Source organism: Amycolatopsis tucumanensis (assembly GCF_021654135.1).
In the GTDB taxonomy this organism is placed as follows: domain Bacteria; phylum Actinomycetota; class Actinomycetes; order Mycobacteriales; family Pseudonocardiaceae; genus Amycolatopsis_E; species Amycolatopsis_E tucumanensis.
This window is the reverse complement of record NZ_JAKGSD010000006.1, coordinates 55,055-71,095: the sequence shown is the minus strand read 5'-3', so window position 1 is coordinate 71,095 and position 16,041 is coordinate 55,055. Positions and strand designations below refer to the sequence as shown.

The window sequence follows — 16,041 nt, the reverse complement described above, 5'->3', positions numbered from 1 at the left end:
GGCTCCAGCGCTCAGCGGCGCTTCTGCCCCGAGCCCTTCTGTCCTGAGTTCTTGCCGCCCTGCGAAGGCTTCTTGCGCTTCTGCGCCGAGCCGTTCTGCGGGCGTTGCCCCTGCTGCGGGAAGCGGTGCGGGGAGCCGGCCTTCGAACCCGGCTTCTGCCCGGTCGCCTTGCCGTCGGCGGCCGGCTTGCCGTCGGCGGCCGGCTTGCCGTCGGCGGCCGGCTTGTCGGCCGCGCCGTCACCGTCGTCCGTCTTCTTCGGCTGGACCGGCTTCTGGCCCGGCTTCGGCTTCGCACCCGGGCGCGGCGCCAGCGAGTTGCGCTTCTCGGCGGCCTCGGCCTTCTTCTGCGCCTCTTCCTTGTCGATGCGCGTGTAGACCAGGCGCTGCTGCATCAGGGTCCAGCCGTTGTTCGCCAGCCAGTAGACGAGCAGACCGATCGGGAAGAACGCACCGAACACCAGAACACCGAGCGGGAAGATGTACATCGTCAGCCGCTGCATCATCTGCGTCTGCGGCGTGATCGCCTCGGGGTTCAGGTTCTGCCGCTGCGCCGAGTGCCGCGCGGTCAGGTGGGTCAGGACCGACGCGAGGATCATCAGCGGGATCGCGACCGGCGCGACGTGCCAGTGCCAGCCGCCGCCCTGACCGCCCAGCATCGAGGCGTTGTGGATGGCATCGCCGATGTTGACGCCGAACAGCTTCGCGTGCACGTACGACTCGACGCCGGCCTGGTCGAAGAAGTAGTTCTCCGTCTTCGGGCTGCCGTCCGCGGGCTGGATGGAGAACGCGCGCAGCACCCAGTTCAGACCGATGAACACCGGGATCTGCAGCAGCATCGGCAGGCAGCTGCCCAGCGGGTTGACGCCGTGCTCCTTCTGGAGCTTCTGCATCTCCATCGCCTGGCGCTGGCGGTCGTTCGCGTACTTCTTCTGAATCTTCTTCAGTTCCGGCGCGAACTCCTGCATCTTCTTCATCGACCGGACCTGGTTCACGAACGGCTTGAACATGATGCCGCGAACCGTGAAGGTCAGGAAGATGATCGCCAGGAGCCAGGTGATCGCGTTGTCGGCCCCGAAGACGAACCCGAAGACCTTGTGCCAACACCACAGGATGAAGGACACGGGGTAGTAGATGAAGTCGAGCACTGAGCTACTCCTCGGTTGACAAACCAGGTCTCTGGTGGCGCCACGAGAACACCTCAGGCACCGGGTCGCGGCCGGGCATCGTCCACGGGCCGCAGCGCAGCAGCCGTCGGAGGGCGAGGTAACTGCCCTTCGCGGCGCCGAAGCGGGTCAGAGCCTCGACCGCGTACGTGCTGCAGCTGGGGTAGAAGCGGCAGCTCGGCGGGAGGTAGGGCGAGATGAAACGGCGGTAGAACCGCAGCGGGAGCAACAACACCTGGGCGACCGGCCCAGGGCGCTCGACCTTCCGCGGTGCATCGGTGCTGGCGTCATTCACCGGCGTGGCCCCTCATGTCCGCGGCCGTGTCCGGCCGGGGTGTCGCCGGGCCGTCGGATGGGCGGCCCGGGAGCAGGCTCAGCCGTTTCAGCGCCGCGTCCAGATCGGCACCGAGTTCGGCACTGGACGCGGTGGCCGCCGGCGGCAGGGCCCTCACGACCAACGAACTGCCGGGCGGCACGGTTCCGAGGCGCTGCATGACGAGATGCCGCAGGCGCCGGGTCACCCGGTGGCGCACAACTGAGTTGCCCACGGCCTTGCTCACCACAAAACCCGCCCGCGGCGTTCCCGCGGACGGGTCGGTGGACTGAACCGCGTGCACCACGAGGCGGCGCCGACCTGCCCGAGCACCCCTGCGCATGACCTCGCGGAAGTCCTCACTGCGCCGCAACCGGGCGGCACGGGGCAGCACGTCGCGCCTCGGAACGGCGCTATCAGGCGGACAGCTTCTCGCGGCCCTTGCGACGGCGGGCCGACAGGATCGCGCGACCGGCGCGGGTGCGCATCCGCAGCCGGAAGCCGTGGGTCCGGGCGCGTCGACGGTTGTTCGGCTGGAAGGTGCGCTTACCCTTGCTCACTGCTAACTCCTGGTCTCGACATACTCGGCGGCAAGCTGGAGCCACCGATCAGCTCGGGGGTGTCTCGAATCGCGCGCATGCGAACAAACCCGTCGCGCGCGGGAGACTTATCGAGAGTACGCACCCCGCTCACCGGCCCGGCAACCGGCCCCCTCAACCACAGCGGGGGACCGAGTGGCGACGCCACGTGAGGCATGCCATCCTGGCTCCCACGGTGCCTTGTGGCACGGCACGGGCCTTTGTTAGCGTGTCTCCTCTTGGGTCACCCGTTCGAGGTGCTCGGCGCCGCCGTAAGAAGGTGTGGAGGCTCTGGCTGGCGTAGGTTCGCACCCGCAGGTGGAGTGACTGCGGGCCGCCGTACATTAGTGCACAGTTGTGGACAACTCTGTGGATACTTGCTGCGCGCGGTGACCAGGGGGCTGCGAGGCGCCGCTCGTGTGAGTGAGCCAGGCGCCCGGCTCGGGTGTTCTTCGAGGTCGGTGGGGTCGTCCGGGGTGACGAGGGGAGGGGACGAAGTCGGTGTCCGAGCACCAGTTGAATCTGGGCGTGGTCTGGGACCAGGTGGTCCGGGAGCTGTCGGACGGCACGCTTTCGCCTCAGCAGCGGGCCTGGATGCGAGTCACCCGCCCGATCGGCCTGCTCGACGGCACGGCCCTGCTCGCCGCCCCGAGTGACTTCGCCAAGGAAGCGATCGAGCGCGCCCTGCGGGACCCGATCACGCACGCGCTCTCGCGCCGGCTCGGCCGTCCCGTCTCGCTGGCCGTGAAGGTCGACACCGCCGAGGTGACCCCGCCTCCTCCGCCGCCCGCCCCGTACCCGTCACCCGCCCGGGTGGAAACGGCGCCCGTCGCCGCGGCCGAGGCGCCGGTGATGCCCCCGAAGATGCCGCCGCTCGACGACGGCATGCTCCCGCCGCTGCGGCGGGTCCGGGCGCACCCGCCGGAACCGGTGAAGGCCGTCCTGCCCGAGGACGACGGTGACGAGGAAGTCGACGAAGAGGGCGAGGCCCTGGCCGCCGCGCACGAGATCTGGCCGATGTTCTCCGGCCAGCCGAGCGCGGGCCAGCCCTACACCGCGCCGGCCCAGCCGGAGACGTCGAAGACGCGGCTCAACGAGAAGTACACGTTCGACACGTTCGTCATCGGCGCGTCCAACCGCTTCGCGCACGCGGCCGCGTTCGCCGTCGCCGAGGCGCCCTCCCGCGCGTACAACCCGCTGTTCATCTGGGGCGAGTCCGGGCTGGGCAAGACGCACCTGCTGCACGCCGTCGGGCACTACGCACAGCGGCTCTTCCCCGGGATGCGCGTGCGCTACGTCTCGACCGAAGAATTCACCAACGACTTCATCAACTCGCTGCGCGACGACCGGAAGGTGGCGTTCCAGCGGCGCTACCGGGACATCGACATCCTGCTCGTCGACGACATCCAGTTCCTGGAGGGCAAGGAAGGTACTCAGGAGGAGTTCTTCCACACCTTCAACACGCTGCACAACTCGAACAAGCAGATCGTGGTGTCCTCGGACCGGCCGCCGAAGCGGCTGGAGACCCTGGAGGACCGGCTGCGCACGCGGTTCGAGTGGGGCCTCATCACCGACATCCAGCCGCCCGAACTGGAGACGCGCATCGCGATCCTCCGCAAGAAGGCGGCGCAGGACCGGCTGGCCGTGCCGGGTGACGTGCTCGAGTTCATCGCCTCGCGCGTGGAGGCGAACATCCGAGAACTGGAGGGCGCGCTCATCCGCGTCACCGCGTTCGCGTCGCTGAACCAGCAGCCGGTGGACGTCGGTCTCGCCGAGATCGTGCTGCGCGACCTGATCCCGGACTCGCAGGCGCCGGAGATCAGCGCGCCGACGATCATGGCCACCACGGCCGAGTTCTTCGACGTGACGGTCGACGACCTGTGCGGCCCCGGCAAGACGAAAGCCCTTGCCACGGCGCGGCAGATCGCGATGTACCTGTGCCGCGAGCTGACGGACATGTCGCTGCCGAAGATCGGGCAGACGTTCGGCGGCCGCGACCACACGACGGTCATGCACGCGGACAAGAAGATCCGCAAGGAGATGGCCGAGCGCCGGCGGATCTACGACCAGGTGCAGGAACTCACCGCGCGCATCAAACAGCGCGCCCGTCAGTAGCCCGCTCCGCGCACACCGCTTCGATCGCCGCGATCGCGCGGGCGATCGGCCACTGCTCCTCGCTCCCGCGCCGGACGCAGCCGACGATGCGCCGCGACGGACGCGGGTTGCCGCGCAACGGAATCCGCACCACCTCGTGCTGCGGTGGCAGGGGAGCGAGCCGCGGCACGAGGCACACCCCGAGCCCGGCGGCGACGAGCGCGGACACCGCGAACCACTCCTTGGCTTCGTGCGCGATGCGCGGCGTGAAACCGGCGGCGGCACAAGCGGCTTGCAGGAGCGTGTACGTGTCGTTGTGGCGCGGCTTCACGATCCACGGTTCACGCGCGGCGTCGGCGAGTTCCACCGCGTCCTGCCGAGTCAGCGGATGTCCGGCGGCGACGAGGAGGTCCTGCGGGTCGTCGAGGAGCGGCCACTGCGTGAAGCGGGGGTCGTCGACGGGCGGCGCTTCGGGCGTGGGCAGCACGACGGCGATGTCGGCCGCCTCGGCGAGCAACAGCTCGTAGCAGTCAGCGCTTTCCTCTTCTATCACGCGCGCCGTCAGCCGCGGGTGCTCCTGCCGCAGCCGCGTGACCGCAGGACCGAGCAACGCGGCGACCGTCGACGAGACGCCGCACATGCGCACGGCGCCGACCTCTTCGCCCGCGGTCAGGTCGGCCCGCGCCCGTTCCCATTGCGCGAACAGCGAATCCGCGTGCTCGAGCAACACCACCGCGGCGGGGGTCAACCGGACGCGGCGGCCATCGCGGCGCAGCAGTTCGACACCGACCTCCTTGGCGAGCAACCGGAGTTGCTGCGAGACCGCCGACGGGGTCAGGTGCAGCGCCTCCGCGGCGGCCGTGACGGTGCCGTGCTCGGCCAGTACCCGGAGGACGCTCAGGCGCCGGAGGTCGATCATGTAGTGGAGGCTAAAGAGTTCCGTGCGCGAAGTCTCGATGGATCTTCACCGGGTCCGCGCCAAGACTCGACGGCATGGGAGCCGCACTTCTCGTCCTCGGCAGCGTCGTCAGCGTGCAGACCGGGCAGGCGTTCGGGAAGCAGCTCTTCGCCGCGGCCGGCCCCGGCGGGGTGGTCGCCTTGCGGCTCTCCTTCGCCGCGCTCGTGCTGCTGGCGATCCACCGCCCGGCGTTGCCGTCGCGCCGGAACCTGCCGCCGGTGCTGGGTTTCGGCGTGGCGATCGCCGGGATGAACCTGATCTACCCGGCGCTGGGTTTCCTGCCGCTGGGCGTGGCGAGCGCGTTGCAGTTGCTCGGTCCGCTGGGAGTTGCGGTGGCGACGGCACGGCGAGCGCGTGACGTCGGTTTCGCTCTGGTCGCCGCCTTCGGGGTGTGGCTGTTCCATTCGCCGTCCGGGACGACGCTTCCGGCGGCCGGAGTCGCGCTCGCTCTGCTGTCCGCCGTGTCGATGGGCGGATACCTGGTGCTGAGCCGGAAAGTCGGCGCGAGTGTCCCGGATGGATCGATGCTCGCGCTCGCGGTGACGGTGGCCGCGATCCTCGCGCTGCCCTTCGGCGTGACCGCGCCGGTGTGGCGGCCTTCCTTGCTGCTGGCGGGATTCGGCGTCGCGGTGCTGTCGGCCGTGATCCCGTACTCGCTCGATCTCGCCGCGCTGCGCCGGGTTCCACCGCGCACGGTCGCGGTGCTGGAGAGCCTCGAAGCGGCGGTGGCGGGAGTGGCCGGCGCGCTTGTTCTCGGTGAGCGGCTGCCGTTCGCCGCGTGGGCCGGGATCGCTTGTGTGACAGCGAGTGCGGCCGCGGCGGGCCGCGCTGCGGCGCGAAATCTGTGATCCCAGTAACGAGAACGCATCGATCGACGCGAGCGTGGTCACCCACTGGGTTGGTTCCACGGCGACCGCGTCTGTGCGCGGCCATGGGGACGAACATCCCCACAACTGGGGACAGTTCTGTGGACAGCTGGGGACAACTGTGGATCAGTTGGGGAGCGCCCGAAGTTGTCCACGGACGGCCCGAGTTGTCCACCGGTAGTACTCCACAGATGTCCACACCCCGCCGCGCGAGCGGACCTGCGACGACGGCAGTAGTCCCCAGAATCCACAGCCCCTATTACTGTCACTGCCTTTGGTTTTTTCTCAAGAAGTCCTTCGGAGAAAAACAGGGGGCTGTGGACATGGGGACAGAGCTCCGGACGAGATCGTCTTATCGACAAATCGATGGGCTGCCCCGAGTGACGCCGGTGCCGCTCACGTTCTAACGTGGGTATCCACACCCAGCCCGCTCGTCGTTGGCGACATCGGCACCGGGCCACACCACACTGCGAGATCCCTGGCCAGCGCGCTGCTCGAGGCCTGCCCGGGGACGTTTGTCGATCTTCTCGGGCCGCGATGAGGGGCTCGGCTGTCGAAAGGATGGGCACATGAAGATCCGCGTCGAGCGCGACGGGCTCGCGGACGCCGTCGCGTGGGTGGCACGCAGCCTGCCGTCGAGGCCACCGGTCCCGGTCCTGGGCGGGGTGCTGCTCGACGCCGGATCCGACGGCTCCACCGACGCGCTCACCGTCTCCGGCTTCGACTACGAGGTCTCCGCGACGGTCGGCGTCCCGGCGACGATCGCCGACGGCGGCAGGCTGCTGGTGTCCGGGCGGCTGCTCGCCGACATCACCAAGGCGCTCCCGGCCCAGCCGGTCGAGATCTCCGTCGAGGGCTCCCGCGCCTCCATCACCTGCGGCAGCGCCCGGTTCAGCCTGCCGACCATGCCGGTCGAGGACTACCCGCAGCTGCCGGCCCAGCCGACGTTCGCCGGCGAGGTCGCCGGTGAGGCGTTCGGCCAGGCGGTCACCCAGGTCGCCGTCGCGGCGGGCAAGGACGACACCCTGCCGATGCTGACCGGCATGCGGCTGGAGATCTCCGGCAACTCGCTCACCCTCGTCGCCACCGACCGCTTCCGCCTGGCGATGCGCGAGTTCGCGTGGGAGCCCGCCGAGGGTCTGGCCGACGCCGCGGTGCTCGTCCCGGCGCGCACCCTCGCCGAGGCGGCCAAGTCGCTCGGCACCGCGGGCAACAAGGTGTCCGTCGGGCTCGCCAGCGGCGAGGGCCTGCTCGGCCTGTCCGGCAACGGCCGCTACACGACCACCCGGCTGCTCGACGCCGAGTTCCCGCCATACCGGCAGCTCCTCCCGAACCAGCACTCCTCCCGCGCGGTGATCGAGGTGTCCCCGCTCTCGGAGGCGATCAAACGTGTGTCGCTGGTGGCGGAGCGGGGTACCCAGGTCCGGCTGGAGTTCGGCGACAACTCGCTGCGCCTGTCGGCCGGCGGCGACGACGAGGGCAGCGCCGAAGAGGAGCTGCCGGTGGAGTACGAAGGCGAGCCGGTGACGATCGCGTTCAACCCGGGCTACCTCGTCGACGGCCTGGGCGCGCTGCACCACGACCGCGCCGAGCTGACCTTCACCACCCCGAACCGTCCGGCTTTGATCAAGCCGGCCGATGAGCAGGGCCAGGTCGTTCCTGGTTACCTCTATCTACTGATGCCGGTCCGCCTACCCGGCTGACCGCGACGGAGAAAGCACGAAGGGGAGTTCCATGGTTCAGCTGGGACTGGTCGGCCTCGGCCGGATGGGCTTCAACATGCGCGAGCGGCTGCGCGCCGCCGGGCACGAGGTGGTCGGCTTCGACCGCAACCAGGCGGTCTCGGACTCGACCTCGCTCGCCGACATGGTGTCCAAACTGGACGCCCCGCGGATCGTCTGGGTGATGGTCCCCGCGGGCGGGCCGACCCGCGAGACGGTGGCCGAGCTGGGTGAGCTGCTCGCCGAGGGCGATCTGGTGATCGACGGCGGCAACTCCCGGTTCACCGACGACAAGCACAACGCCGAGGTGCTGTCCGCCAAGGGCATCGGCTACCTCGACTGCGGTGTGTCCGGTGGCGTGTGGGGCAAGGAGAACGGCTACGGCCTGATGGTCGGCGGCGACAAGGAGCTCGTCGAGCGCGCCATGCCGATCTTCGACGCGCTGCGCCCGGACGGCCCGCGCGAGGAGGGCTTCTCGCACGCCGGCTCGGTCGGCGCGGGCCACTACGCGAAGATGATCCACAACGGCATCGAGTACGGCCTGATGCAGGCCTACGCCGAAGGCTTCGAGCTGCTCGAGGCCGCGAAGGTCGTCGAGGACGTGCCGGCCGTGATCAAGGGCTGGCAGCGCGGCACCGTCGTCCGGTCCTGGCTGCTCGACCTGCTGGTGCGCGCGCTGGACGAGGACCCGGAGCTGGACGACCTCGAGGGCTACGTCGAGGACTCCGGCGAGGGCCGGTGGACGCTGGAGGAGGCCATCAACCACGCGGTGCCGGCGCCGGTGATCTCGGCCGCGCTGTTCGCGCGGTTCGCCTCGCGGCGGAAGGACTCGTCCGCCATGCGCGCCGTCGCGGCGCTGCGCAACCAGTTCGGCGGCCACGCCGTGAAGAAGGCCGGCGAGTAGGCACCCAGCCGTGCACATACGGCACCTGCAGGTCACCGACTTCCGCTCCTGGGAGCACGCTGACCTGCCGCTCACCCCCGGACCGACGGTCCTCGTCGGCCAGAACGGCCGCGGGAAGACCAACCTGCTGGAGGCGATCGGCTACCTGGCGACCCTCGGGTCGCACCGGGTCGCGACGGACGCCCCGCTGGTGCGGCACGGTTGTGAGCGGGCACTCGTGCGGGCGGCCGTGGTCAACGAGGACCGCGAGCTGACCGTCGAGCTGGAGATCAACCCCGGCCGGGCGAACCGCGCCCGGGTCAACCGGGGCGCGGTCGGGAAGCCGCGGGACATCCTCGGGATCCTGCGCACCGTGTTGTTCTCCCCGGAGGACCTGGCGCTGGTGCGCGGCGACCCGGGTGAGCGCCGCCGGTTCATGGACGAGCTGCTGGTGCAGCGCGCGCCCCGGTACGCGGGGGTGCGCGCCGACTACGAGCGGATCCTCAAGCAGCGCAACGCGTTGTTGAAGACGGCGGGCAAGAAGAAGGGCGTGGCGCGCGACGACCCGTACGCGCTGTCGACCCTGGAGGTGTGGGACAACCACCTCTCGGTGGTCGGCGCCCAGCTGCTCGCCGCGCGGCTCGACCTGGTCGCCGACCTCGGGCCGCACACCACCGCGGCCTACGCCGGGGTGGCGCCCGACTCGCGGCCGGCGAAGATCTCGTACCGGTCCAGCCTCGGCCCGGCACTACCCGAGGGGTACGGGGTGCCGGACGGGAAACGCGCCGAACCGGAGGTCCTCACCGGTATCCTGGTGGAGGCGATGGCGCAGGTCCGGCAGCAGGAGCTGGAACGGGGGATCAGCCTGGTCGGGCCGCACCGCGACGAGCTGGAAATCGTCCTCGGCGAGGCCCCCGCGAAGGGCTACGCGAGCCATGGGGAATCCTGGTCGTTCGCCCTCGCGCTGCGGCTGGCGTCCTACGAGCTGCTGCGGCGGGAAGCGGGTGAGCCGGTGCTCCTGCTCGACGACGTCTTCGCCGAGCTCGACCGGCGGCGCCGGTCACGGCTGGCCGAGGTGGCCGCGGGTGCCGAACAGGTGCTGGTCACCGCGGCGGTGGACGAGGACGTGCCAGGGGAACTGGCCGGGGTCCGGTTCACCGTCGCCGACGGGGAGGTGCGCAGTGCCTGATGACCAACGGCCTGATGAGCCACGGCGAGTGACCGGCGACACAGGAGTTACCCACCGATCTGGGGACAACTCTGTGGATAGTGTGGATAACACGGTGAACGCGTTATCGCCCCGCGTGACCAAGCGGCCAAACGAGCGATCTTCAACCGCGCCACAAGCGGCGCAGACTCCCCAGAAGAGTGGATCAGACACGGACGGTGACGTCCCGGCTGGGCCGAACGGGAACACTACCGGACGTGATCTCGTCCGCTCCGCACTGGCCGCCGCTCGCGCCAAGGCCGACGCCAGGGGCACCGAGCCGGGCAGGCGGAAGTTCGAGCTCGGCGGCCAGAGCCCGCGCCGGCGCCGCTGGTCGGGAGCCGGCCCGGACGCCCGCGACCCGCAGCCGTTCGGCCGCCTCGTCGGGCGGCTGGTCGCCGAACGCGGCTGGCAGGAGCGCGTGACCAGCAGCCGGGTCTTCGGCGAGTGGGCCCGCCTGGTCGGCGAGGACGTCGCCGAGCACGCCCAGCCGGTGACGCTGAAGGACGGCGAGCTCACCGTCCGCGCCGACTCGACAGCGTGGGCCACGCAGCTGCGCCTGCTGCAGAGCCAGCTCATCGCCAAGATCGCCGCTGGGGTGGGACACGGCGTGGTCAAGCGCATGCGCATCCACGGCCCGACCGCCCCGAGCTGGCGGAAGGGCCCGCGGCACGTGCCCGGTCGCGGGCCACGCGACACCTATGGGTGACTGAGCGCGTCGTATCGCGGCTCGACCCCCGCCGGATAGCGCCGGACCCGGCGACGCTCGCGTTCGGGCCTCTGTGACGAAATCAGGGGTGTCCTTGCGGCATGTCAGCGGAGCTGGCCAAGTAGACTGGAGGGCAGTGGGGGAGTCCCTTGGGCAAGACTGAGGAGAAAGCAGGCTCGTGGCAGCTCAGCAGAACGACTACAACGCGTCCTCCATCACGGTGCTCGAGGGTCTCGAGGCGGTCCGCAAGCGGCCAGGCATGTACATCGGTTCCACCGGTGAACGCGGTCTGCACCACCTGATCTGGGAGGTCGTCGACAACTCGGTCGACGAGGCCATGGCTGGCTACGCGACGAAGGTCGAGGTCACCCTCCTCGCCGACGGCGGCGTCCGCGTGGTCGACGACGGTCGCGGCATCCCCGTCGAGGAGCACCCGGTCCACAAGAAGTCGACGCTGGAGATCGTGCACACCGTGCTGCACGCGGGCGGCAAGTTCGACAGCGAGAGCTACGCGGTGTCCGGCGGTCTGCACGGCGTCGGTGTCTCCGTAGTCAACGCCCTGTCCAGGGCGCTCGACGTCGAGGTCTCCCGCGACGGCAAGAAGTGGCGTCAGCACTACGACCACTCCAAGCCCGGCCCGCTGGAAGAGGTCGGCCCCGCCGAGGGCACCGGCACCTCCACCACCTTCTGGGCCGACCCGGACATCTTCGAGACCACGACGTACAACACCGAGACGGTCTCGCGCCGCCTGCAGGAGATGGCCTTCCTGAACAAGGGCCTGAGCATCACGTTGCGCGACGAGCGGGTCACCGAGGCGGAGACCGAGGCCGACGCCGACGGCAAGCAGGCGCGGGTCAAGGAGCGCGTCTACCACTACCCGGGCGGGCTCGAGGACTTCGTCAAGCACATCAACGGCTCGAAGGACCCGATCCACTCCAGCATCATCTGCTTCGACGCCAAGGGCGACGGCCTCGAGGTCGAGGTCGCGATGCAGTGGAACAACTCGTTCACGCCGTCGGTGCACACCTTCGCCAACACCATCAACACCCATGAGGGTGGGACCCACGAGGAGGGCTTCCGCGCTGCGCTGACCCGCGTGGTCAACGCGTACGCGCGGGACAAGAAACTCCTCAAGGAGAAGGACGAGAACCTCTCCGGCGACGACGTGCGCGAGGGCCTGACCGCGATCATCTCGATCAAGCTGGCCGAGCCGCAGTTCGAGGGCCAGACCAAGACCAAGCTGGGCAACAGCGAGGCCAAGTCGTTCGTCCAGTCCAAGACCAACGAGTGGCTGTCCGACTGGTTCGAGCGCAACCCGGCCGAAGCCAAGACGATCATCAACAAGGCGCTGTCCAGCGCGCAGGCGCGGATGGCCGCCCGCCGGGCGCGCGACCTGGTGCGCCGCAAGGGCGCGCTGGAGATCGGCGGCCTGCCCGGCAAGCTCAAGGACTGCCAGTCGACCAACCCGGAGGAGTGCGAGCTCTACATCGTGGAGGGTGACTCCGCGGGCGGGTCGGCCAAGGAGGGGCGGGAGTCGCGGTTCCAGGCGATCCTGCCGATCCGGGGCAAGATCATCAACGTGGAGAAGGCCCGCATCGACCGGGTGCTCAAGAACAACGAGGTCCAGTCGCTGATCACCGCGCTGGGCACCGGCATCCACGACGACTTCGACCTCTCCAAGCTGCGGTACCACAAGATCGTGCTGATGGCCGACGCCGACGTCGACGGCCAGCACATCCGCACCCTGCTGCTGACGCTGCTGTTCCGGTTCATGCGCCCGCTGATCGAGCACGGCCACGTCTACCTCGCGCAGCCGCCGCTCTACAAGATCAAGTGGCCGCGGTCGGAGCCGGAGTACGCGTACTCGGACAAGGAGCGCGACGGTCTGCTCGCGGCCGGCGCCGAAGCCGGCCGCAAGGTGCCGAAGGAAGACGGCATCCAGCGGTACAAGGGTCTCGGCGAGATGAACGCCGAAGAGCTGTGGGAGACCACGATGGACCCGTCCCGCCGTCTGCTGCTGCAGGTCACGCTGGACGACGCCGCCGCGGCGGACGAGCTGTTCAGCGTCCTGATGGGCGAGGACGTCGAAGCCCGGCGCTCGTTCATCACCCGCAACGCCAAGGACGTCCGCTTCCTCGACGTGTAGCGCGCCCCCGCCTCCTTTTCCCATTCGTCAGTAGAAGGACCCCATGACGGAAACCTTGCCGCCGGAACACGACCGCACCGAGCCGGTCGACATCCAGCATGAGATGCAGCGCTCGTACATCGAGTACGCGATGAGCGTGATCGTGTCGCGCGCGCTGCCGGACGTGCGGGACGGCCTCAAGCCGGTGCACCGCCGCGTCCTCTACTCGATGTACGACTCGGGGTTCCGGCCGGAGCGCGGGTACAACAAGTGCTCGCGCGTGGTCGGCGACGTGATGGGCAACTACCACCCGCACGGCGACTCGGCGATCTACGACGCCCTCGTGCGGCTGGCCCAGCCGTGGGCGCTGCGGTACCCGCTGATCGACGGCCAGGGCAACTTCGGCTCGCCGGGCAACGACCCCGCGGCGGCCATGCGGTACACCGAGTCGCGGCTCGACCCGCTGGCCATGGAGATGCTGCGGGACATCGAAGAGGAGACCGTCGACTTCTCGCCCAACTACGACGGCCGCACGCAGGAGCCGGACGTCCTGCCGTCGCGGATCCCGAACCTGCTGGTCAACGGCACGTCGGGCATCGCGGTCGGCATGGCGACCAACATCCCGCCGCACAACCTGCGCGAGGTCGCCGAGGGTGTCGTGTGGGCGCTGGACAACTGGGAGGCCGGCGACGACGAGACGCTGGCCGCGCTGATGCAGCGGATCAAGGGCCCGGACTTCCCGACGAAGGGCCTGATCCTGGGCACGTCGGGCATCGAGGAGGCCTACCGCACCGGCCGCGGCTCGATCCGGATGCGCGCGGTGGTCGAGGTCGAGGAGGACGCCCGCGGCCGCACCACGCTCGTGGTCACCGAGCTGCCGTACCAGGTCAACCCGGACAACCTGGTGGAGAACATCGCCACCCTGGTGCGGGACGGGAAGCTGACCGGCATCGCCGACATCGCCGACGAGTCGAACAGCCGGCGCGGCATGCGGATCGTGGTCACGCTCAAGCGGGACGCGGTCGCCAAGGTGGTGCTGAACAACCTCTACAAGCACACCCAGCTGCAGTACAACTTCGGCGTCAACATGCTGGCCCTGGTCGACGGGGTGCCGCGCACGCTGCGGCTGGACCAGGTCGTCCGGCACTACGTCAAGCACCAGATCGAGGTCATCGTCCGGCGGACCCGGTTCCGCCTGCGCAAGGCCGAGGAACGCGCCCACATCCTGCGTGGTCTGGTCAAGGCGCTGGACCAGCTGGACGAGGTCATCGCGTTGATCCGCCGGTCGCCGACGGTCGACGAGGCGCGCACCGGCCTGATCGAGCTGCTGGACATCGACGAGATCCAGGCCACCGCGATCCTGGACATGCAGTTGCGCCGCCTGGCTGCCCTGGAGCGGCAGAAGATCGTCGACGAACTGGCGAAGATCGAGCTGGAGATCGCCGACCTGCAGGACATCCTGGACAAGCCGGAGCGCCAGCGGCAGATCGTCAAGGACGAGCTGACCGAGATCGTCGACAAGTTCGGTGACGACCGGCGCACCCAGATCATCCCGTTCGACGGCGACGTGTCGGTCGAGGACCTGATCGCGGTCGAGGACGTGGTGGTCACCATCACGCGCACCGGCTACGCGAAGCGCACCAAGACCGACCTGTACCGCTCGCAGCGCCGCGGTGGCAAGGGCGTGCAGGGCGCGCAGCTCAAGCAGGACGACATCGTCCAGCACTTCTTCGTGTGCTCGACGCACGACTGGATCCTGTTCTTCACGAACAAGGGCCGCGTCTACCGCGCGAAGGCGTACGAGCTGCCCGAGGCCAACCGCGCCGCCCGCGGTCAGCACGTCGCGAACCTGCTGGCGTTCCAGCCGGACGAGACGATCGCGCAGATCATCGAGATCCCGAACTACGAGGTCGCGCCGTACCTGGTGCTGGCCACGAAGAAGGGCCTGGTCAAGAAGACGCGGCTGAGCGAGTTCGACTCGAACCGCTCCGGCGGCCTGATCGGCATCAACCTGCGTGAGGGCGACGAGCTGGTCGGTGCGGTGCTCGCCGGCCCGGAGGACGACCTGCTGCTGGTGTCGGCCGAGGGCCAGTCGATCCGGTTCCACGCCACCGACGAGACGCTGCGCCCGATGGGCCGCCCGACGTCGGGTGTGCTCGGAATGCGGTTCAACGACGGTGACGAGCTGCTCGCGCTGAACGTGGTCAAGCCGGACAAGTTCCTGCTGGTCGCCACCGACGGTGGGTACGCCAAGCGGACGCCGATCGAGGACTACCCGGTGCAGGGCCGCGGCGGCAAGGGTGTGCTGACCATCCAGCACGACCGCAAGCGTGGCAGGCTGGTGGGGGCGCTCATCGTCGACGCCGACGACGAGCTCTACGCCATCACCTCCAGCGGCGGCGTCATCCGCACGCCCGCGGACCAGGTGCGCAAGGCGGGCAGGCAGACGAAGGGCGTGCGGTTGATCAACCTGGGCGAGGGTACGACTCTTCTCGCGGTCGCACGCAACGCTGATGAGCCCTCGGGCGTCGGTAATGGTGAAGGCAACGGAGGAACCGAAGAACCCGTCTCGGAAGAGAGCTAAGTGACGACACCGGAGAACCCCGAACAGCACGGTGCGCAGACCGGTGACGCGGGCACGCCGCCCTGGCAGCGGCTGAGCCGCGACGCCGGTCAGGGCACGACGACCGACCCCAAGGCAGGCGGTTACCGGGACGGGTGGTCGTCGGAAGGCCAGGCCGAGAAAACTGTGTTGTACTCGAACGGTGACGACCAGCCGGTCGTCACCGGTTCGGCGGCGCAGGGTCTGTTCGGCAACCCCGCGGCGCGCGACGACGCGTTGTCAGGGTTGAGGGGGCAGGAAACGGTGAGCGTCGCCAGTGCCGGCACCAAGGGACGTTCGACGCCCAGCGCACTGCGCCGCCCCGGCCGCGGCCCGCGCCGGGCGAGCCTGCAGATCAAGCGGTTCGACCCGTGGTCGGTGCTGAAGCTGTCGCTGGTTCTCGGTGTCGCGCTGTTCTTCGTGTGGCTGGTGGCCGTCGGCGTGCTGTACACGGTGCTCGACGGCATGGGCGTGTGGGACAAGCTGAACGGCACCTACTCGTCCCTGGTGTCCGGCGAGGGTGCCGGCGTGACCAACGAACCGCTCATCAGCGCCGGCCGGGTGTTCGGCATCGCGGCCATCCTCGGCGCGATCAACATCGTGCTGCTCTCGGCGCTGGCCACGGTGAGCGCGTTCATCTACAACGTGTCCGCCGACCTGGCCGGAGGCCTAGAGGTGACCCTGTCGGAACGCGAGTAGAAGGCATGTTGTAGTCTTCTCTCCGTTCGAGGGCCCATAGCTCAGGCGGTTAGAGCGCTTCGCTGATAACGAAGAGGTCGGAGGTTCAAGTCCTCCTGGGCCCACAGCAGCTCAGCCCCCGTC

14 protein-coding genes and 1 tRNA gene are annotated in these 16,041 nt (G+C 69.4%); 10 read left to right on the top strand and 5 right to left on the bottom strand.

From position 1 onward, the window contains the following. Positions 1 to 11 precede the first annotated feature (11 nt). Genes yidC through rpmH form a run of 4 tightly spaced genes read right to left on the bottom strand, consistent with a single transcriptional unit; the run spans position 12 to position 2,036 of the window. Positions 12 to 1,145, bottom strand: coding sequence for a membrane protein insertase YidC (gene yidC, locus L2C96_RS09075; protein WP_237335833.1), 1,134 nt, complete (start codon positions 1,143 to 1,145; stop codon positions 12 to 14). A 4-nt stretch (positions 1,146 to 1,149) separates the two neighbouring features. After that, positions 1,150 to 1,458 (bottom strand): membrane protein insertion efficiency factor YidD, encoded by a 309-nt coding sequence (yidD, locus tag L2C96_RS09070; protein ID WP_027935580.1) that lies wholly within the window; start codon positions 1,456 to 1,458, stop codon positions 1,150 to 1,152. After that, positions 1,451 to 1,870 (bottom strand): ribonuclease P protein component, encoded by a 420-nt coding sequence (gene rnpA, locus L2C96_RS09065; protein WP_081617639.1) that lies wholly within the window; start codon positions 1,868 to 1,870, stop codon positions 1,451 to 1,453. The genes yidD and rnpA overlap by 8 nt, the downstream gene beginning before the upstream one ends. Positions 1,871 to 1,892: 22 nt before the next feature. Next, positions 1,893 to 2,036: a 50S ribosomal protein L34 gene (gene rpmH / locus L2C96_RS09060; RefSeq protein WP_017985946.1), complete on the bottom strand. Its 144-nt coding sequence runs from the start codon at positions 2,034 to 2,036 to the stop codon at positions 1,893 to 1,895. A gap of 519 nt (positions 2,037 to 2,555) precedes the next feature. On the opposite strand from rpmH, the gene dnaA reads away from it, so the two are divergent. Continuing rightward, positions 2,556 to 4,169: a chromosomal replication initiator protein DnaA gene (dnaA, locus tag L2C96_RS09055; RefSeq protein ID WP_020416231.1), complete on the top strand. Its 1,614-nt coding sequence runs from the start codon at positions 2,556 to 2,558 to the stop codon at positions 4,167 to 4,169. Here dnaA and L2C96_RS09050 read toward each other — a convergent pair. Next, positions 4,147 to 5,067, bottom strand: a complete 921-nt coding sequence (locus tag L2C96_RS09050; protein ID WP_020416232.1) for a LysR family transcriptional regulator — start codon at positions 5,065 to 5,067, stop codon at positions 4,147 to 4,149. The genes dnaA and L2C96_RS09050 overlap by 23 nt on opposite strands. Before the next feature lie 74 nt (positions 5,068 to 5,141). Here L2C96_RS09050 and L2C96_RS09045 point away from each other — a divergent pair, with 74 nt between their 5' ends. From L2C96_RS09045 to L2C96_RS09005, 9 genes are all read left to right on the top strand, one after another. Continuing rightward, positions 5,142 to 5,954 (top strand): EamA family transporter, encoded by an 813-nt coding sequence (locus L2C96_RS09045; protein WP_020416233.1) that lies wholly within the window; start codon positions 5,142 to 5,144, stop codon positions 5,952 to 5,954. Positions 5,955 to 6,541: 587 nt separating this feature from the next. Further along, positions 6,542 to 7,675 (top strand): DNA polymerase III subunit beta, encoded by a 1,134-nt coding sequence (dnaN, locus tag L2C96_RS09040; RefSeq protein ID WP_017985951.1) that lies wholly within the window; start codon positions 6,542 to 6,544, stop codon positions 7,673 to 7,675. A gap of 31 nt (positions 7,676 to 7,706) precedes the next feature. Then, positions 7,707 to 8,597: a phosphogluconate dehydrogenase (NAD(+)-dependent, decarboxylating) gene (gnd, locus tag L2C96_RS09035; RefSeq protein WP_020416235.1), complete on the top strand. Its 891-nt coding sequence runs from the start codon at positions 7,707 to 7,709 to the stop codon at positions 8,595 to 8,597. 10 nt (positions 8,598 to 8,607) lie between these two features. Further along, the gene (recF, locus tag L2C96_RS09030; RefSeq protein ID WP_237335832.1) at positions 8,608 to 9,765 is read left to right on the top strand and encodes a DNA replication/repair protein RecF; all 1,158 of its coding nucleotides are present in this window, start codon (positions 8,608 to 8,610) and stop codon (positions 9,763 to 9,765) included. A 115-nt stretch (positions 9,766 to 9,880) separates the two neighbouring features. Further along, positions 9,881 to 10,492, top strand: coding sequence for a DciA family protein (locus tag L2C96_RS09025; protein ID WP_027935582.1), 612 nt, complete (start codon positions 9,881 to 9,883; stop codon positions 10,490 to 10,492). A gap of 178 nt (positions 10,493 to 10,670) precedes the next feature. Further along, positions 10,671 to 12,638 carry a DNA topoisomerase (ATP-hydrolyzing) subunit B gene (gene gyrB, locus L2C96_RS09020; protein WP_020416238.1) on the top strand — a complete coding sequence of 656 codons (1,968 nt, stop codon included), beginning with the start codon at positions 10,671 to 10,673 and terminating at the stop codon, positions 12,636 to 12,638. A gap of 43 nt (positions 12,639 to 12,681) precedes the next feature. Further along, entirely contained in the window at positions 12,682 to 15,201 is a 2,520-nt protein-coding gene (gyrA, locus tag L2C96_RS09015) for a DNA gyrase subunit A (RefSeq protein WP_237335831.1), read from the top strand. Then, the gene (locus tag L2C96_RS09010; protein WP_017985957.1) at positions 15,202 to 15,918 is read left to right on the top strand and encodes a DUF3566 domain-containing protein; all 717 of its coding nucleotides are present in this window, start codon (positions 15,202 to 15,204) and stop codon (positions 15,916 to 15,918) included. A 30-nt stretch (positions 15,919 to 15,948) separates the two neighbouring features. Beyond that, positions 15,949 to 16,022, top strand: a tRNA-Ile gene (locus L2C96_RS09005). The last annotated feature ends 19 nt before the right edge of the window (positions 16,023 to 16,041 follow it).

Excerpts from the sequence above, each read along its gene's own strand:
- L2C96_RS09045 (WP_020416233.1), top strand. The coding sequence starts at position 5,142 with ATGGGAGCCGCACTTCTCGTCCTCGGCAGCGTCGTCAGCGTGCAGACC.
- dnaN (WP_017985951.1), top strand. The coding sequence starts at position 6,542 with ATGAAGATCCGCGTCGAGCGCGACGGGCTCGCGGACGCCGTCGCGTGG.
- L2C96_RS09050 (WP_020416232.1), bottom strand. The coding sequence starts at position 5,067 with ATGATCGACCTCCGGCGCCTGAGCGTCCTCCGGGTACTGGCCGAGCAC.
- gyrA (WP_237335831.1), top strand. The coding sequence starts at position 12,682 with ATGACGGAAACCTTGCCGCCGGAACACGACCGCACCGAGCCGGTCGAC.
- gnd (WP_020416235.1), top strand. The coding sequence starts at position 7,707 with ATGGTTCAGCTGGGACTGGTCGGCCTCGGCCGGATGGGCTTCAACATG.